Source organism: Sphingomonas sp. BK345 (genome assembly GCF_014193845.1).
Lineage (GTDB): Bacteria > Pseudomonadota > Alphaproteobacteria > Sphingomonadales > Sphingomonadaceae > Sphingomonas.
Map to the genome: position 1 here is coordinate 398,651 of NZ_JACHZX010000002.1, position 16,500 is coordinate 415,150.

Here is a 16,500-nt window from a genome sequence, read left to right on the forward strand (position 1 = left end):
CCTGAAGCCGCTTAGCCGCAAGGGCGGCCTCGCAGGCCGGGGACCACCGCCCTCAGCCGAGCCGCCGCAGCACCTGCTCCGCGAGCCTGGCATCGTCCCCGACGGTGCCGATCACCACGATACCGCCCGCGACGGCGCGGCCGAGCAGCACCACCGGCTCGCCCTCGGCCAAGCCACTGTCGAGCGCGAGCTCGGCCAGCGGCGCGCGCGCCGCGATCACCGGCGCCAGCCGCTGCGTGACTCGTGTCACCGGCCGGCGCGCCGCGCGCTCGTCGGCGACGAGGCGCTTGATTCCCCCCTCGACCGAGTCGAGCAGGCCGGCCAGCTCGCCCTCGGCGACCCCGGTCCGCGCGGCCCAGGCGAGGACCGTGGCCAGCTCGGTCAGCCGCGTCTTGTCATGATCGGTGCCGAAAATCAGCTTGGCGATCGCGGTCATCGGCGCGCGCGCCTGCACCTTGATCGCCGCCTCGTCGAGGATCGCGGCGAGCCGCTCGGGCGCCTCCGCGGCGGCCAGCGCGAAATCGTGCGCGCGGCCGAGCGCGCGGTACAGCGCGGCGTGGCTGCGCGTCGCGGCGGTGCGCGCCGAGGCCGCGCTCTCGCGCGCGGCGGCGAGCCGGTCGTCCAGCGAGGCGAGGGGCGCGGCCTCGGGCCAGGGCAGCGCGTCGAACTCGGCGTCGGCGTGCGGCCCGTCGGCCCAGGCGGCGGCGGGAACGGGATCATGCCGCGGCACGCGCACCACCGACAGCTCACGGTCGAGCGCGGCCTGATGATCGGCGGTGACCAGCTCCTTCCAGTTGATCACGCCGTAGATGAAGTCGATCGCCGCCCCGTCGGACGAGAAGGGCATCAGGATGCCGCGGTACAATGTGGCATGGCCGCGCGTGCCGACGAACTCGGCCTCGAAGCCGATGGGCGCCTGATTGGCGATGATCTGCAGATAATGGTCCGTCAGCCGCGACAGCAGCGAGCGCGCGGGCACGTCGCTGATCCGCGCGATCGTCTGCTCGGCGCCGCACTCGTCGCGCAGCGCGCGGCCGATGAACTGGACCGAGGGGTCGTCCACGCCCGCGGAGAAGTCGAGCAGCACGCTGTTGGCGCCGAAGTCGGCGATGCTGGCGGGCTCCAGGTCGGCGATGGCGGGATAGGGGCGATCGCCGAGCAGCGAGACCCAGTGATTGTAGGCGCGCACGTGCATGCGCCGCTCGTCGCCGCCGATCGCGAGCACCGCTTCGCCAACGCCGCCCTCGGTGGGATCGAGGTCGTGGCGGAGGTCGTCGTAACCGCGCGGCGTGTCCATGCTCATCGTCCCAGTGAGGCCTGCGGAGTCGGCCTGTCACGCCCGATCTGCACCATGGATGGTAAACTCCGCGTAAAGTCCGGAAGCGCTTGCCACGTCCGGGAGCCACTGCTAAGCGCGCGCTCCACGATGCGGTGCCCCCGGGCGCGATCGGGCCGCTTTAGCTCAGTTGGTAGAGCACATCATTCGTAATGATGGGGTCACAGGTTCGAGTCCTGTAAGCGGCACCACCCTTCCTGCAAGTGGAAGATTCTCGCTAAAACCGCGGTTCTCCGAGCTTTTTGCCTCCTCCAGCGTACATGGCGAAGGTACAAAAGCGCTGCTATGCTGATGGGTCCGAAGCACACCAAGGTCCACCCGTCAGGCCGGGGCGAATATCGGCGAGCGTTTTCGGAACACTTCCGGCCCTTCACGGGCGGTAAGGACGTTGCGCCCCGTCGAGAGCACAAAGTCTCCTTGGGCCTACCCGGCACTTCCGGCTTCATGGCGCAATGCGAAGCGGCGGCGGTTCAGTACGAGGACATCGTCGTCAAGGCTCAGCGACGCCACGATGCAGCTTTCGATGTCCTTGACGCTCCCATGATCGCCTTGTCGGCTGAAACCTTCAGGGTGGAGATGCTGGAGGACGACAACGCGGAACGGTGGGACGAGACCGGAGCCGAACTGCGCCGTTTGGTAGCGGCGGACCTGAGCGCGCGAGGAGTCCGGTTCGAGAGCCGTGAGGGCCCGCAGCGAGCGAGCGGAGTGGGCCGAGCGGTCCAGGACGAGCCTTAAGCAGGAGTTGCCGCTCCTAAAGCACCTCAGGGCTCGGGGTGAGCTAGACCTGATCGTCTATCACTGGGCCACGGACGTCTTCGACCTCATCGAGGCGCAGGGTAAAATGTTCTCCCCCGACGCTTCCGGAGAGTTACGCCAGCTCTGCCGGGCGATCAACGACGCGGCGATAGAAGCGGGCGAGATGCGCGTGAGGCGCTTAGACGGGGAGCAGGAGAGGTGGTTCGGGGGATCTGGACAGCGGGGATAGATGGATTGCCGGTCTGACAGCGACCATGCGGGCCGCTAGCAGGAGGCAAGATGAGCAAGCGACTGCGCCGGAACCACAGCCCGGCGTTCAAGGCCAAGGTGGCGCTAGCTGCCGTAAGAGGCGAGAGGACGTTGGCCGAGTTGGCGCAGCAGTATGACGTGCACCCGAACCTTATCAACCAGTGGCGGGCGCGGCTGCTGGAGGTTGCGGTGGATGTGTTCGGCGCGGAGCCGGCGGCGGCGGACCATTATGATGTCGCGCGAGCAGCGGTCACTCGGTCGGGCCGGTCTCGCGTCATCCGCGCGACATCGTCCCACATGTGGCGGATGGCCTGTTTCACAACGGATGGATGGAAGGCCTTGGCGCGCTCCAGTCCGCGGGATGCCAGTTCGCGTTGCAAGTCCTGATTGCCGCAGATCCGTTCGAGCGTAGATGCCATCGCGCCCGTGTCCGTCGGGTCGAAGTAGAGTGGGGCATTTCCGCCGACCTCGGGCAAGGACCAGGTGTTCGATGACGCCAGCGGAACGCCGGAGGCCATCGCTTCCAGGGCAGGAATGCCGAAGCCCTCCTTGAGCGAGGGGACCAGGGCACAGGTGGCGCCGCGGTAGAGCATCTGCAGTTCGCTCTCCGAGAGAAAGCTTTCCACATGAACCTCGCCACCCACGCCCAGCTCCTTTGCCATGGCTTGAAATTGCGCTGCCGAGGAACGCACGCCGGCGATCCGGAGCGCGATCGGATCGTTCGGCATCGCCGCCTTGAAACGGGCAAAGGCCTCCATCGCACGGGTGACGTTCTTGTGGGGAACATTGCTCGTGACGAGCAGCACATAGCGTTGGTCCGGCTCGGCCACGGGACCAAGGGGGCGCTCGACGAACCAGGATGCACCGATCGTGTTATAGACTACACGTACGTCGGCCTCGGGAACATGCCTGCGGATCGCATCGGCGGTGAAGCGGGACACCGCCACCAGCAGGTTGGATCGCCGCATCGTCTGTCGCTGGAGCAAGCCACGATAGCGCTCCTTGGATCGGGACAGGAAGCGGTGATGGGTCGGTCGCTCCAGCAGGATGAGATCATGGATAACCGAGACGAGCGTCGTGCGCGCGGGCAGCAGTAGCGGGGCCGTGTTGTAGGGTGCGAGGAACACATCGGCACGGACCGCCGCGATCAGCGCCGGAAGCGTCGTCTGCTGCCACGCAAGGTAGCCCAGCTTGCCATGGGCGATCACCGGCAGATCGCCGTCGTATCGCCGGTCCTGCATCAAACCGACGGTTGACGGGCCGATCCCGCTCAGGAGCTCGGCCAGATACTTGCCTTTGCCTCCTCCCTGATCCTCGTCGGTGTAAGCCTTTGCATCATAGGCGATCCGGATTGGCAGCGCAGGATCCGACCTGATCGCAGCATCTAGCTGCGAGACCTTACTCCGCAATCTGGGTAGCAGGATCATGCGTGCTCCTTTCGCAATGCCGTCGTCCTCATGGCATCGTTCACAGCGCGCGTCGAGCGGGCTGCACCGCCGATCTCGACAGAGGTGGCTTGGTTTGTCTGAACAGCCTCGCGGGCATGGATAAGCGGATCGCCGCGGTTTATCACGCCGCCGCGAGAAGCGACTGGTCGAAGTATATCTGGTCGGGCGTTCGACCGCCAAGCGCGGAGTGTGGCCTGAAGATGTTGTAGAACCCGAGGTGGCGGCGGATGCCGGCGCGTGCCTCGGGGACGGGGGCACAAGGGTTAAGGTCAACCTCCTCGTATTTCACCGAGCGCCAGAGGCGCTCCACAAACACGTTGTCGCGCCAGCGACCCGTGCCGTCCATGCTGATGGCGACCTTCTCGCGATGCAGGACGGCGCTGAACGCTGCACTCGTGAACTGCGCTGAAGATGGCGGGCTTGCCGTGGCGGGCCAGCGCCTCGATGCAGAACCCGACATCGAGCGAGATCGACACGCGCCACGCCAGCACGCGCCGGCTGAACCAATCGACGATGGCGACGAGGTAGACGAACCCGCGCGCCATCGGGATGCCAGCGAACGGATAGAGCAGGTGCAACCCGTCGATCCGCCGCATGATCGCCAAGTCGGCGTCCATCACGGGCCGAGGCAGGTAGTAGATGCTGCCGCGGCTGATCCCGAGCTGCTGGGCCTGACCGGCCAGCGGCAGCGCATGACCACGGTCGATCATCGCCTTGCGCTCGACAACAGACCGGCCTTCCCCAAAGCACCGGCCAAAAAGTCATTCGCCAGCGTCAGTTCACCGAGCTTCGCGTGCAGCGCCGTCACGTCCACCGTCGGCTCCGCGCCGAACACATCTGCCGCAACCTCCAGCAGCCGCGCCCGCCACTGGTTCATAAGGTTCGGGTGCACGTCATACTGCTGCGCCAACTCGGCCAGCGTCCTCTCGCCTCTTACGGCAGCTAGCGCCACCTTGGCCTTGAACGCCGGGCTGTGGTTCCGGCGCGGTCGCTTGCTCATCTTGCCTCCTGCTCGCGGCCCGCATGGCCGCTGTCAGACCGGCAATCCATCTATCCCCGCTGTCCAGATCCCCCGAACCACCTCTCTGGCGAGTGGCATCGTCTTTGCCAGCCTCATCGACCGCCACGGGCTCGGCTTCAGGATGCGCCGGAGCGCATATCAGCGCTCGCCTCGTTCGGCGCGATCTCACCATCATCGCCAGTCTGGTCCGACCCGTTCAGCGCCGCGATCCACCAGCAGACCGCGGCGCCGGACACCCCCACGCGCCTCAGTCCTTGCCCTCGACGTAGCTGCCGCGGTCGCCCTCAATTCGATGCACCGCGTTGCGCCCGTGCGACGCCGCGGTTGCCACCTTCCGCGCCGAGGTCGAGGCGGTGTGGAGCACGCGCGTGCGGCCGTGCACCAGCAGGTTGTAGCCGACGAACCACATTCCCGCCGAGACGAGCAGCGCAACGCCGAAGAAGATCCGCTTGCGCCGTCGCTGCCGGCCGCCGTGGGTCAGCGCGCGCGTGCCGCACCAGGCGCAGCGATGGACGGTGGTGCCCGGGCGCAGGGTCGGGTGGCTCTGCCAGCGGTGCAGGCCGAGGGTACACAGGATACTCATGGCGACGAGACTTATGCCGCGCCGGCCCGGCACGGCAACGCCGCGCCAGCGCCTTGTCGCCCCATAACGCTACGCCCCGCCGGAGCGCGCGGTGGCGAGATGGTGGAGCACGATCCCCGAGGTGGTCGCGACGTTGAGCGAGTCGAACCCCGCCGCCATCGCGATCCGCAGCGTACGCGCCCGCGCCATCAGCGCCGGTGCCAGCCCGGGTCCCTCCGCGCCGAGCAGCACCGCACTGCGCGGCGCCGGCCGCCACGCCGGCAGCGCGGTGGCGCCCGCTGGGCTGAGCGCGACCGCCTCGAGCCCGTGGTGTGCCAGCAGCGCGAGCGCGTCCTCGTCGCGCCCGAGCCGGGCGAACGGCACGGTCAGCGCGGCGCCGACCGAGACGCGAATGGCCTTGCGGTAGAGCGGGTCGCAGCAGTCGGCGTCGAGCAGCACCGCGCCCACGCCGAAGGCCGCGGTGTTGCGGAAGATGCCTCCCATGTTGTCATGGTTGGCGATGCCGCTCAGCAGCAGCACGTCGCGCGGTGGAGTCGTGCCGCCGAGCAACGCCTCGGCGGACAGGTCCGCGCCGCGTTGCCCGATCGCGAGCACGCCGCGGTGGAGCGGGAAGCCCGCGATCGCGTCGAGCACGCGCGGAGCGGCGAGGTACACCGGCGTGTCCGCTGGCAGTCGCGCCAGCAGCGGAGCCAGCGCCGCCGCGCGCTTGTCGGCGATCAGCAGCGAGGTCGCACGATGCGTCGCGCTCTCCATCAGCTTCTCGAGCACGACCACGCCTTCGGCGACGAACAGGCCACGCCGGCCGACCAGGTCGCGTTCGCGGATGTCGCGATAGGACTCGACGCGTGGGTCGGCGGGGTCGACGATCGGGATCAACTGGGGCACGGCACTGCCCGTAGAGCATCGGGCGCGCCGTGCCACCCTCGGCCGGCGCCATGGCGGAGCGACGGCGAATGAGTGACGATCACGCGCGCGGCCAGCGCGACGGCCTTCGGCTCGCGCTCGCCATCCTCGCGGCGGAGGAGGAGAAATGGGCCGCGCTGCTGGGCGAGAGCCGCTCGGGGCGGACCAACCAGGTGCGCGCGGTGCGCCACAAGACCCTCCAAGTGGCGCAGCGCCGCGTCCAGACCGCGCTCAACCGGCTGTCGCCGCGGCAAGGCGAGACGATCGACGCCGAGCTCGCCGCCGCGCTCGACACGATCGGGTTGTGAAAGCGCCGCAGAAGGCGAGCGCCGGCTGAGCATACCGTCGTGAGTCTGGCGCGCACCTCTCGTATGGCGTCATCCTGAACCCGTTTCAGGATCCACCGCGCCGCAGGCATCGACGCCGCTGGGTGCGCGGCGACGTGGATCCTGAAACGCGTTCAGGATCACGGCGGTGAGCGTTACGGCGCTGAGGGTGACGGCGGTGCGCTGACAGGCTCCACCCTCGTTGCCTCTACGCTCCAGCTCACCTCCCACCCCGCTCAGCGGCGGCGCGTGCCGCGGCCGCGCGTCATCGGGTCGGGGCGGGGCGGGGGAGTCCAGCCGGGCGGCGGCGTGACCCGCTGCTGGCTCGTGCCCAGACCCATCGCGCCGGGGCGCTGGCGCGCCAGCCCGCTGAGATCGGCGGCGGCCGCGTCTTCCATGCTCGCGCCGCCGCGCAGCAGGGTGATACGGTCGCGTAGCCGGCGCGCCTCCTCGAAGTCGAGCGCGGCGGCGGCGGCCTCCATCGCGGCGTACAGCTCGGCGATCGTCTCGCTCATATCCGTTTCACAATCCCTTCCGTGTCAGTCGCGCGTCGGCGAGGTCGAGCTCGCGGCCGAGCTGCTCCGCCAGCGTCAGCCCGATCTCGCGGCGGCGGCCCAGCGCGAACAGCGCCCGGCGCTCGGCGCGCACCGCGGCGAGGCGGAGCTCGCGCTCGATCTCGGCGTCCTGCGAGCGCTCGTCGCGCGCGCCGCTGTCCTCGTCGAGGTGGGCGATGCGGTCGCGATACTGCGCCATCAGCCGCGCCGCCACGTCGGTGTAGCGATCGGCGTCGCCGCGGTCCTGCGCCATGGCGTGCTGGACCCGCTCGATCTCGGCGATCGCGGCCTCGGCGGTGACCACGCGCGCGCGGTCGCGCTCGCCCGCGGCGCCGTCCTCGGCGGGGAAGGTCAGCCCGCGCAGCAGCAGCGGCAGCCCGCCCGCGGCGATCGCGAGCGAGGTCAGGATCACGCCCGAGGCGAGCAGGATGACGAGGTCGCGCGCGGGGAAGTCGGCGCCGCTCGGCAGCGCCAGCGGCAGCGTCAGCGCACCCGCCAGCGTGATCGCGCCGCGCGCGCCGGCCACTGACATGGCCGCGATCACCCGTCGCGGCGGGCTGCCCTTCGTACCGTCGCCGCGCTGCTTGGCGCGATAGAGCGTCAGTTGCAGCGCGACCCACACCCAGCCGAAGCGCAGTGCGGCGAGTACCGCGACGATCGCGGCGACATAGCCGAGCAGCCACCAGGCGCTGTCGTGCCCCGCGCCCGCGACCGCGGCCCGCGCGCCGGCGAACAGCGCGGGCAATTGCTCGCCGAGCAGCACGAAGATCACGCCGTTGAGCGTGAACTGCAGCATGTCCCACACGGCGCGGCGGCGGATCCGCGTCGCGGCGCTCACCGCGACGCCGCTGCCGACGAAGGTCATGGCGATCCCGGCGGCGGCGGCGGCGAGCACGCCCGAGGCGTGGACATGCTCGGCGGCGAGATAGGCGCCGAACGGGATCAGCAGGCTGACGAGGATGTTCGACCCCGCGTCGTCGCCGCCGGTGCGGCGCGCCACCAGCGACTTGCCGCCGATCGCCAGCCAGGTGACGCCGGCGCCGATCGCGACTCCGGCGAGCGCCATCCAGGCGAACGTACCGAGCGCCTCGCTCAGCGAGAAGGTGCCGCTGAGCGCGGCGGCGATGGCGAAGCGCAGGCACACCAGTCCCGAGGCGTCGTTGAGCAGCGACTCGCCTTCCAGGATGTGCATCATGCGCTTGGGGATCGGCACCTTCTGCGCGATGGCGCCGACCGCGATCGGGTCGGTCGGCGATACCACGGCGGCGAGCGCGAAGGCGACCGCCAGCGGCATCGCCGGGATCAGCCAATGGACGAAGAAGCCGAGCCCCACCACGGTGAGGAACACCAGCCCCAGCGCGAGCCCGAGCACCGCACCGCGGTCGCGCAGCAGCTCATCCTTGGGGATGCGCCAGCCGTCGAGGAAGAGCAGGGGCGGTACCAGCAGCAGGAAGAACAGCTCGGGATCGAGCTCCACCCGGATGCCGGCGAAGGCGCCGATCAGCGCGCCGAGCGCGATCTGGACCAGCGGGCGGGGGAGAGCGGAGGGAAGGAGTCGCGAGACGGTGCCGCTGACGACCACCGCCAGCAACAGGAACAGGCACAGGGTAACGACATCCAACTTCGGGCTCTCCTGCTGAGATCTTTTCTAAGACGCGCGCGGCGATGGGGGTTCCCTCCTCGTTGGCGAAGGTGAGGGCAGCGGCGACTCAACCGATCTGCTCGGCGGCAGGATCACGGTACCGACGCTCCACACACGCAACCTGTTCCCCGGCGGAAGCCGGGGTCAAGGTGGGAGACGCGGGTGAGTCTCACGACAGCTTTCCCACCCTGTTCCCCGGCTTCCCGCCCGGGAACAGCAGAGGCAAAGGGCGACTCGCCTCCTCTCACAATCGCGGCAGCGTCACCCCGCGCTGGCCCATATATTTGCCGGCCCGGTCGGCGTAGCTGATCTCGCACGGCTCGTTGCCCTGGAGGAACAGGAACTGGCACGCGCCCTCGTTGGCGTAGATCTTGGCAGGCAGCGGCGTGGTGTTCGAGAATTCCAGCGTGACGTGCCCCTCCCAGCCGGGCTCGAGCGGAGTGACGTTCACGATAATGCCACAGCGCGCGTAGGTGGACTTGCCGAGGCAGATCACCAGCACGTCGCGCGGCACGCGGAAATATTCCACGGTGCGGGCGAGCGCGAAGCTGTTGGGCGGGATGATGCACACGTCGGTCTTGCGATCGACGAAGCTGTTCGAGGCGAAGTCCTTCGGGTCGACGATCGCGTTGTCGACGTTGGTGAAGATCTTGAACTCGTCGGCCACGCGCGCGTCATAGCCGTAGCTCGACAGGCCGTAGCTGATGCAGCCGTCGCGCCGCTGCGCCTCGACGAAGGGCTCGATCATGCCCTCGCCCTGCGCGCGCTCGCGGATCCAGCGGTCCGACAGGATCGACATACAGGCTCCCCCAGGTGAGCGGACGCTTTCGACGCTGCGCCGGGCGAGCGCAAGGGGGGCGGCGGCGCTTCGAGACGAGGCTTCGGCAGGCTCAGCCTCTCCTCAGCGCGAACGGGGGTATCATCCTGTCCACCGCCGTTCGTGCTGAGGAGGCGCTGAGCTTGCCGACGTGCCGGCTCGACGCACGGCTTTACGCCTCGGAAGCGGCGCTTCGAGACGAGGCTTCGGCAGGCTCAGCCTCTCCTCAGCGCGAATGGGTGTAATCACCAGGTCCACCGCGGTTCGTGCTGAGGAGGCACTGAGCTTGCCGACGTGCCGTCTCGACGCACGGCCACACGCCCGCTGCCCGCTCACCCCCGCGGCAGCGTGATTGTCGCGACCAGGCCGCCGCCGTCGCGCGCGGCGAGCACGATCGCGCCGCCCGCCTCCTCGACGATCGCGCGGGCCAGGGCCAAACCGAGGCCGATCCCGCCGGTCTCGCGGTTGCGCGACGTCTCGAGGCGGATGAAGGCGCCGAACACGTCATCCAGCCGGTCCGCCGGGATGCCGGGTCCGCGGTCGGCGACCACGATCGCGGCGCTCGCCGCCTCGGCGCGCAGCGAGACCTCGGCGGCGCCGGCATATTTCACCGCATTCTCGATCAGGTTGCGCACCGCGCGGCGGATCAGCGACGGGCGTAGCCGCATCCGCAGACGCTCGGCCTCCTCGAAGGCGACATCGTCGCCCAGATCGCGGAAGTCCTCCACCACCGCGTCGACCAACGCGGCGAGATCGACCTCGGTCTCGGGCTCGCTCGGCCGGCCGAGCCGCGCCAGCGAAAGGATGTCCTCCAGCGTGCGGTTCATCTCGGCGATCGTGTCGGCCATGCGCGCGCGGTCCTGCTCGTCCTCGACCGACTCGATCCGCACGCGCAGCGCGGCCAGCGGCGTGCGCAGGTCGTGGCCGATCGCGCCGAGCATGCGGTCCTTCTCGTCGAGCATGGCGGTGACGCGCAGGCTCAGTGCGTTGAAGGCGGCGATCACCGCGACGACGTCGGGCGGTCCCTCTTCCTCAAGCGGTCGCGGCGGCGTGCGTGGCGAATAGGCGCGCGCCGCGGCGGCGAGCTCGCGAAGCGGGCGCGAGATGCGCCGCGCCACCCACAGCACGGGCAGCAGCACCATGCCGTACAGGATCAGCGTCTGCGCGAGCAGCCGCCAGAACAGCCGCGTGTCGCCGCGCGGCAGCCCGCCCGCCAGCACCAGCCAGCGCCCGCCGGGCTGCTGCGCGGCGACCACGATCGTCTCCGGCGGCGGCTCGGGGCCGTGGCGCGCGGCCATGCGGCGCTCGAACCGGCTGAGCGGCACCTGGTAAGTGCCCGGCGGTGCGATCGCCACCTCCACCCGGCGCATCCGTACGCCGAACTCGTCGAGCTGGGCGCGCACCTCGCGCGCCATCTCCGGCTGCGGTGCCATCTCGGCGGTGATCGGGCTGCGCGCGGCGACGCGGACGCGGCCGCGATCGGGCGCGATGCGGCGACCGCTCGCTTCCTGGTCGATCGCGTCGGCGAGGCGGAAGGCGGCGGGGCGCGACGCCTGCGCGACGCGGAAGCTGCTCCGCTCGCGCAACAGCAGCGCGAGGTTGATCGCCTGCGCCACGAACAGCGCGAGCGCGACCAGCAATGCCATCTGCCCGGCAAGGCTGCGCGGCCAGGGCAGGCGGCGCCAGGTCACGCCGTGCTCACGAGGGCGCTCACAGGCGCGCTCACAGCCGCGTCACGTCGGTGGAGAGCGCATAGCCGCCGCCCCACACCGTCTTGATGATCTCGGGTGCCTTGGGATCGGCCTCGATCTTGCGCCGCAGCCGGCTGACCTGATTGTCGATCGCGCGGTCGAACGCCGCCGCCTCACGCCCCTGCGTCAGGTCGAGCAGCTGGTCGCGCGTCAGCACCTGGCGCGGGCGCTGCACCAGCGCGAGGAGCAGGTTGTACTCGCCGGTCGACAGCGGTACCGAGACGCCCTCGCGGTCGACCAAGGCGCGCTCGCCGGTCTTGAGCAGCCAGCCCGCGAAGGCGTAGGCGCCGCTCTCGGGCGCGTGCTGACGCACGGCGCCGCCGGCGGTGCGGCGCAGGACGACCTTGATCCGCGCCGCCAGCTCGCGTGGGGAGAAGGGCTTCACGACATAGTCGTCCGCGCCCATCTCGAGCCCGACGATGCGGTCGGTTTCCTCGCTCTTGGCGGTGAGCAGGATCACCGGCGTCTCGCCGGTGGCGCGGATGTGGCGGCACAGCGACAGCCCGTCCTCGCCCGGCATCATGATGTCGAGCACGACCAGATCGATCGCATAGGCGGCCATGCGTGTCCGCGCGCTCTCCGCGTCGCCCGCCTGGGTGACGCGGAAGCCCTGCTTGGTCAGGTAGACGGCGAGCGGCTCGCGGATCGAGCGCTCGTCGTCGACCAGCAGCAGATGCGGGATGTCGGCCATGTCGTCGGGGCCTGCCATAGCTGATGCCTCGATGGGAAGGGCCGGGTGTCAGTCGCGCTCGGGCGCGGCGTCGTCGCGATCGCCCCCACGCTCGCCGCCGCGCGGCCCGGGGCGGCGCAGGTCGCCGTCGGGGCCGATGCGGCGAGCGCGCATCATCAGCCGCATCGCCTCGCGCTCCTGCTGGTCGACGCGGCCGTCATGGTTGGTGTCGGCGCGATCGAACATTCGCAGCGCGCGCTCGCGGAACTGGGCGCGCGTCACCTCGCGCGGCTCGCGCCGGTGATGGCGGTCGCCGCGCTCGCCCCGTTCGCGTCGGCCGCCGTCGCGCTCGGGGCCGGGGGGCGGGGGAGGCGGCGGCGAGTCCGCACCCGGCGGCGGGGGCGGCGGCGGACCGTCCTCGCCGGGCGGCGGCGCCATGTCGCCGCGTGGGCGGTGCGGTGGGCGGAAGGCGCGGCGCTCGTCGCGGTCGATCTTGCCGTCGCCGTTGGTGTCCAAAGCGGCGAAGCGCCGGTCGGCCTCGGCCGCGGCCTCCTCGCGCGTCACCACGCCGTCGCGGTCGGCGTCGGCGGCGGCGAGTGGGTCGCGCGGTCCCATCGGTCCCGGCGTCGGCGCGTCGGCGCGGGCGGCAGGCAGGTCCTGCGCGAGCAGCGGCGCGGCATGGGCGAGCGCGGCGGCGCCGAGCACCACGGCGGAGAGCAAGATCTTCATTGGATACACCCCTCGACACGTTCGACGGGGCTCGGGCCCCGTCCGTGTCGCGGCACTAGGCCGCGCATGTCGCGCCGGAATGTCGAAGCGCCGGAATATTGTCGCGATTTGTATCAGCCGAAGATCGCGACCGACTGGAGCTGCTCGGCGACGGCGCGGCGGTCCGCGTCCCAGATCGCCATCTGCTGCGACGAGGCGCCATCGCGCGCGTGATCGGTGGCGGAGCGCAGCAGCCACCAGCCGCCGCGCGTCGTCGGGGCGGGGGCGAGCAGGTTGAGCTGCCAGGTCATCGAGCTCACCGGCGCGCCGATGCCGAGCAGCCGCAGCGCGGCGGGCGGCAGGCAGTCGCCGATCGCCAGCAGCTCGACCTCGGGATGGAGCCCGTCGCGCTCGGCCAGCCGCGCCCAGCGCAGCCACGCCGCCGGATCGCCCTGGCCGGGCGGGTCGACGAACTCGAAGTGGCGCGTGAACGCCACCTGCGGGTGGCCGCCGCGCAGCACGCGGTCATCGGGCGCGGGCGGCGTCGCGGGCGGCGCAGCGCCGCGGGTGTGCGCCAGCGCGTCGGGCAGCGCGCGCATGAAGACGAAGGTGCAGCGGACGCCGAGCCCGGCCTCGCCGCTCACCTCGGCGGCGACGAAGGCGGCGTTGCGCCCGCGACGCAGCAGCGTCGCGGAGACCGTCACCGCACCGGCGAGCGGCCCGACGAACGCTACCTGCGCCGAGCGTAGCGGCGGCAGTTCGGGCTCGAGCTGACGTGCCGCGTGTAACGCCAGCGCCGCCGAGAGGCCGCCGAACGCGGTCCGGCCCTGCTGCCAGTCGGGCGGGATCGAGCCGTGCCAGCGCGCCGCGCCATCGTCGCGGACGAGCGCGGCGAGCAGCTGGGCGAGCGGGGTGGCGGAGACTGGGTCGGTCATCGCGCCACGCTAGCCGCGGATCGCGGCGGATCAATGCCGCGCGCCACCGCGGGGCGAGAAGAGTCGGCCGCGCGTCCCGTCGGCCTCGTGGGATGCGCTATGAAGGAGGCTGCGACAACGAGGAGATGACATGAGGCGTACGCTGCTGGTGATCGACGTCCAGAACGCCTATTTCGCGCGCGGCGCGCTGCCGCTGTGGCGCGCCGAGGCGGTGGAGGAGCGGATCGTCGCCGCGATCGCCGCGGCGCAGGCGGCGGGCGATCAGGTCGTGCTGGTGCGCCACGTCGCCGCCGGCGGTCCCTTCGCCGAGGACGAGCCCGGCAGCGTGATCCGCCCCGCGATCATGGACGCGGCGGAGGGCGCCGCGGTGATCACCAAGAGCTATCCCGACGCCTTCCAGGAGACCGATCTCGGCGCGCATCTGCTCGACACGGGTGAGCTCTTCATCTGCGGCATGATGACGCAGAATTGCGTTACCTACACCGCGCTCGCGCCCGAGGCGACGGTGCTCGACCGCCGCGTGGTCGGCGACCTGTGCACCGCACCGACCGACTTCGTCCACCAGGTCGCGCTCGCCGCGCTGGGCTCGAAGATCCCGGTCGTCACCGCGGCGGAGGTATGGCCGACGCGGCAGGGGTGAGGCGAGCGAACCTCGCTCTGCCCACCGTCATCCCCGGCCCTGAGCCGGTATCCACGTCGCCGCATGTAAAGGAGGTTGGCGTGTTCGGCGGCCTGGATCCCCGGCCAGGCCCGGATGACGGGAAGGCGCGATGACAGATCGTTGACGAGAGCGGGCGCGGGCGTCGGCGTGCTGCCCTTCTCTCACCGGCGCTCGCCACGTGACCTCTGGTCAACCTACCCTATCGCTCGGTCTGGCCGAACAGCACGCGCCGCTGCTCCTCGCTCATCTCCGCCGGCTGCGCCTGCACCCGCGCGCCCTGCTCATAGGCGCGCACCACCGCGGGGCGCGCTTTGATCCGCGCGTGCCATGCCGCGATATTGGGGAAGTCGTTGATGTTCTGCCCCTGCGGCTCGGGCAGGATCCAAGGGAAGCAGGCCATGTCGGCGACGCTGTACTCGCCGCCGGCGACATAGTCGCGCCCTTCCAGCCGCCGCTCGAGCACGCCGTACAGCCGCTCGGTCTCCTTGAGATAGCGTTCGATCGCATAGGGTACGCGCTCGGGCGCGTAGCGGGTGAAATGGTGGTTCTGCCCCAGCATCGGGCCGAGCCCGCCGACCTGCCACATCAGCCACTCGAGCACCTCGACATGCGCGCGCGGCGTCACCCCGCCGAACTGCCCGGTCTTGTGCGCGAGATAGAGCAGGATCGCGCCGCTCTCGAACACGCTGACCGGCGCGCCGCCGTCGGTCGGCGCATGGTCGACGATCGCGGGCATGCGGTTGTTGGGCGAGATCGCCAGGAACTCGGGGCGGAACTGCTCGCCCTTGCCGATATTGACCGGGTGGACGGTGTAGTCGACCCCGGCCTCCTCCAGGAAGATCGTGATCTTGTGGCCGTTCGGCGTGGGCCAGTAATGCAGGTCGATCATCGCGCGTCTCCGTCGTGTGCGCGAAGGGTGGGGACGCCGAGCGCCACGATCAATGCCGCCGCGCCGATCAGCGTGCCCGCCACGACGAAGGCGAGCCCGTCGAACCCACGCCGCGCGCCCCAGGCGAGGCTCTGCGTCGCGATCAGCGGCCCGATCACCGCGGCGACCGAGTTCATGCTGCCGAGTCCACCCTGCAGCGCGCCCTGTCGCGTTCCGTCCACCAGGCGGCTGAGCAGGCCGTTCAGCGCCGGCCACGCCAGCGCTCCCAGCGCGCCGACCAGGAAGAAGGCGTAGACCTGCCAGCCCTGCGTCACGAACGCATAGGCGAGCAGGGTCGCCGCGCCGGCCATCAGCCCGATCAGCGCGGCGCGGCGCTCGCCCAGCCGCGCCACCGCGCGACGCGTGAGGATGAGCTGGACCAGCAGCTGGAGGAAGCCGACCCAGGCGAGGCTCCAGCCGATCGCGGCGGGGCTCCAGCCGAAGCGCAGCGTCGCCCAGAAGCTCCACACCGCCGGGTAGACGATACCGCCGAGCTGCCACAGGAACCAGGCGACCAGCAGCGGCGCGGCGTTGCCCGCGGCGAACAGCGGGCGGAAGGCGCCGATCACGTGCGCGTCGCGCAGGCGGAACGGCCGGCGCCGCTCGCGCCCCAGCGTCTCGGGCAGGAAGAGCAGCATCGCCACCGCGTTGAGCGCGGCCAGCGCGGCGGCCAGCGCGAACGGCGCGCGCGGTCCCCAATGCGCCACCAGCCCGCCGAGCGCGGGGCCGACGATGAAGCCGAGCCCGAACGCGGCACCGAGCAGGCCATAGCCCGCGGCGCGCTGCTCGGGCGGGGTCACGTCCGCGATCACTGCGCCGGCGGGTCCGTAGCTCGCCCCCGCCGCGCCGGCGATGACCCGGCCGAGAAAAAGCCAGGCGAGCGAGGGCGCCCCGGCCATCAGCGCATAGTCGAGCGAGAAGGCGATCATCGCCGCCACCAGCACCGGCCGCCGGCCGTAGCGGTCACCGAGGTTGCCGAGGATCGGCCCGGCGACGAACTGCGCCAGCGCGAAGGCGGCGAGCATCCACCCGCCGATCAGTGTGGCGTGCGCCAGGTCGGTGTGGCCGAGCGAGACGATTAGCCCGGGCAGCACGGGCATGACGATGCCGAAGCCGATCACGTCGACCGTGACGGCAGCGAGGACGATCGGCACGGCGCGATGCGGAAGGCGGGGCATGAGGGTATCATAGCGCGGCGTACGCGCGCTGTCG

16 protein-coding genes, 1 tRNA gene and 2 pseudogenes are annotated in these 16,500 nt (G+C 70.8%); 5 read left to right on the plus strand and 14 right to left on the minus strand.

The window, feature by feature from the left end; genetic code table 11:
• Positions 1-52: 52 nt before the first annotated feature.
• Positions 53-1,297: a hypothetical protein gene (locus FHY03_RS07010; protein ID WP_183929708.1), complete on the minus strand. Its 1,245-nt coding sequence runs from the start codon at positions 1,295-1,297 to the stop codon at positions 53-55.
• A 154-nt stretch (positions 1,298-1,451) separates the two neighbouring features.
• Between FHY03_RS07010 and FHY03_RS07015 the strand changes: the two genes are divergently transcribed.
• The 3 genes and pseudogenes from FHY03_RS07015 to FHY03_RS07025 all read left to right on the plus strand — a co-directional run.
• Positions 1,452-1,527: transfer RNA gene (locus FHY03_RS07015), tRNA-Thr, on the plus strand.
• 94 nt (positions 1,528-1,621) lie between these two features.
• On the plus strand, positions 1,622-2,071 hold the full coding sequence (locus FHY03_RS07020) for a hypothetical protein (RefSeq protein ID WP_183929710.1): 450 nt from the start codon (positions 1,622-1,624) through the stop codon (positions 2,069-2,071).
• A 300-nt stretch (positions 2,072-2,371) separates the two neighbouring features.
• A pseudogene (locus FHY03_RS07025) lies at positions 2,372-2,563 on the plus strand (transposase); the annotation flags it as partial.
• 5 nt (positions 2,564-2,568) lie between these two features.
• Here FHY03_RS07025 and FHY03_RS07030 read toward each other — a convergent pair.
• From FHY03_RS07030 to FHY03_RS07045, 4 genes and pseudogenes are all read right to left on the minus strand, one after another.
• On the minus strand, positions 2,569-3,768 hold the full coding sequence (locus FHY03_RS07030; RefSeq protein ID WP_183929712.1) for a glycosyltransferase family 1 protein: 1,200 nt from the start codon (positions 3,766-3,768) through the stop codon (positions 2,569-2,571).
• A gap of 142 nt (positions 3,769-3,910) precedes the next feature.
• Positions 3,911-4,789: pseudogene (locus tag FHY03_RS07035) on the minus strand (integrase core domain-containing protein).
• A 268-nt stretch (positions 4,790-5,057) separates the two neighbouring features.
• On the minus strand, positions 5,058-5,393 hold the full coding sequence (locus FHY03_RS07040) for a hypothetical protein (protein WP_183920735.1): 336 nt from the start codon (positions 5,391-5,393) through the stop codon (positions 5,058-5,060).
• A gap of 69 nt (positions 5,394-5,462) precedes the next feature.
• Positions 5,463-6,278 carry an RNA methyltransferase gene (locus FHY03_RS07045; RefSeq protein ID WP_183920734.1) on the minus strand — a complete coding sequence of 272 codons (816 nt, stop codon included), beginning with the start codon at positions 6,276-6,278 and terminating at the stop codon, positions 5,463-5,465.
• Positions 6,279-6,346: 68 nt separating this feature from the next.
• Between FHY03_RS07045 and FHY03_RS07050 the strand changes: the two genes are divergently transcribed.
• Positions 6,347-6,604, plus strand: a complete 258-nt coding sequence (locus FHY03_RS07050; RefSeq protein ID WP_183920733.1) for a hypothetical protein — start codon at positions 6,347-6,349, stop codon at positions 6,602-6,604.
• Between the two features lie 254 nt (positions 6,605-6,858).
• Here the strand turns inward: FHY03_RS07050 and FHY03_RS07055 are convergent, their stop codons facing one another.
• The 7 genes from FHY03_RS07055 to FHY03_RS07085 form a co-directional block, all read right to left on the minus strand.
• Positions 6,859-7,137 (minus strand): UvrB/UvrC motif-containing protein, encoded by a 279-nt coding sequence (locus FHY03_RS07055; protein WP_183929714.1) that lies wholly within the window; start codon positions 7,135-7,137, stop codon positions 6,859-6,861.
• A 7-nt stretch (positions 7,138-7,144) separates the two neighbouring features.
• Complete coding sequence (locus FHY03_RS07060; protein WP_183920731.1) at positions 7,145-8,797, minus strand: Na+/H+ antiporter; 1,653 nt, start codon at positions 8,795-8,797, stop codon at positions 7,145-7,147.
• 265 nt (positions 8,798-9,062) lie between these two features.
• The gene (gene dcd, locus FHY03_RS07065; RefSeq protein WP_183920730.1) at positions 9,063-9,617 is read right to left on the minus strand and encodes a dCTP deaminase; all 555 of its coding nucleotides are present in this window, start codon (positions 9,615-9,617) and stop codon (positions 9,063-9,065) included.
• A gap of 350 nt (positions 9,618-9,967) precedes the next feature.
• Positions 9,968-11,281 (minus strand): HAMP domain-containing sensor histidine kinase, encoded by a 1,314-nt coding sequence (locus FHY03_RS07070; RefSeq protein WP_183930361.1) that lies wholly within the window; start codon positions 11,279-11,281, stop codon positions 9,968-9,970.
• Positions 11,282-11,357: 76 nt separating this feature from the next.
• The gene (locus FHY03_RS07075; RefSeq protein ID WP_183930363.1) at positions 11,358-12,077 is read right to left on the minus strand and encodes a response regulator; all 720 of its coding nucleotides are present in this window, start codon (positions 12,075-12,077) and stop codon (positions 11,358-11,360) included.
• A 48-nt stretch (positions 12,078-12,125) separates the two neighbouring features.
• Entirely contained in the window at positions 12,126-12,785 is a 660-nt protein-coding gene (locus FHY03_RS07080; protein WP_183929716.1) for a hypothetical protein, read from the minus strand.
• 113 nt (positions 12,786-12,898) lie between these two features.
• A complete protein-coding gene (locus tag FHY03_RS07085; protein WP_183929717.1) occupies positions 12,899-13,699 on the minus strand; it encodes a thioesterase family protein in 801 nt (266 codons plus the stop codon).
• A gap of 130 nt (positions 13,700-13,829) precedes the next feature.
• Between FHY03_RS07085 and FHY03_RS07090 the strand changes: the two genes are divergently transcribed.
• On the plus strand, positions 13,830-14,339 hold the full coding sequence (locus tag FHY03_RS07090) for a cysteine hydrolase family protein (RefSeq protein WP_183920727.1): 510 nt from the start codon (positions 13,830-13,832) through the stop codon (positions 14,337-14,339).
• Between the two features lie 220 nt (positions 14,340-14,559).
• Here FHY03_RS07090 and FHY03_RS07095 read toward each other — a convergent pair whose 3' ends face one another.
• Positions 14,560-15,249 carry a glutathione binding-like protein gene (locus FHY03_RS07095; protein WP_183929719.1) on the minus strand — a complete coding sequence of 230 codons (690 nt, stop codon included), beginning with the start codon at positions 15,247-15,249 and terminating at the stop codon, positions 14,560-14,562.
• Positions 15,246-16,466 carry an MFS transporter gene (locus FHY03_RS07100; protein ID WP_183929721.1) on the minus strand — a complete coding sequence of 407 codons (1,221 nt, stop codon included), beginning with the start codon at positions 16,464-16,466 and terminating at the stop codon, positions 15,246-15,248. Before FHY03_RS07100 ends, FHY03_RS07095 begins: the two co-directional genes overlap by 4 nt.
• Between the last annotated feature and the right edge of the window lie 34 nt (positions 16,467-16,500).

Bases quoted from the DNA above. Each gene is read 5' to 3' on its own strand.
- FHY03_RS07010 (WP_183929708.1), bottom strand. From the start codon at position 1,297: ATGGACACGCCGCGCGGTTACGACGACCTCCGCCACGACCTCGATCCC.
- FHY03_RS07020 (WP_183929710.1), top strand. From the start codon at position 1,622: ATGCTGATGGGTCCGAAGCACACCAAGGTCCACCCGTCAGGCCGGGGC.
- FHY03_RS07030 (WP_183929712.1), bottom strand. From the start codon at position 3,768: ATGATCCTGCTACCCAGATTGCGGAGTAAGGTCTCGCAGCTAGATGCT.
- FHY03_RS07040 (WP_183920735.1), bottom strand. From the start codon at position 5,393: ATGAGTATCCTGTGTACCCTCGGCCTGCACCGCTGGCAGAGCCACCCG.
- FHY03_RS07050 (WP_183920733.1), top strand. From the start codon at position 6,347: ATGAGTGACGATCACGCGCGCGGCCAGCGCGACGGCCTTCGGCTCGCG.
- FHY03_RS07055 (WP_183929714.1), bottom strand. From the start codon at position 7,137: ATGAGCGAGACGATCGCCGAGCTGTACGCCGCGATGGAGGCCGCCGCC.
- dcd (WP_183920730.1), bottom strand. From the start codon at position 9,617: ATGTCGATCCTGTCGGACCGCTGGATCCGCGAGCGCGCGCAGGGCGAG.
- FHY03_RS07070 (WP_183930361.1), bottom strand. From the start codon at position 11,281: ATGGCATTGCTGGTCGCGCTCGCGCTGTTCGTGGCGCAGGCGATCAAC.
- FHY03_RS07075 (WP_183930363.1), bottom strand. From the start codon at position 12,077: ATGGCCGACATCCCGCATCTGCTGCTGGTCGACGACGAGCGCTCGATC.
- FHY03_RS07080 (WP_183929716.1), bottom strand. From the start codon at position 12,785: ATGAAGATCTTGCTCTCCGCCGTGGTGCTCGGCGCCGCCGCGCTCGCC.
- FHY03_RS07085 (WP_183929717.1), bottom strand. From the start codon at position 13,699: ATGACCGACCCAGTCTCCGCCACCCCGCTCGCCCAGCTGCTCGCCGCG.
- FHY03_RS07090 (WP_183920727.1), top strand. From the start codon at position 13,830: ATGAGGCGTACGCTGCTGGTGATCGACGTCCAGAACGCCTATTTCGCG.
- FHY03_RS07095 (WP_183929719.1), bottom strand. From the start codon at position 15,249: ATGATCGACCTGCATTACTGGCCCACGCCGAACGGCCACAAGATCACG.
- FHY03_RS07100 (WP_183929721.1), bottom strand. From the start codon at position 16,466: ATGCCCCGCCTTCCGCATCGCGCCGTGCCGATCGTCCTCGCTGCCGTC.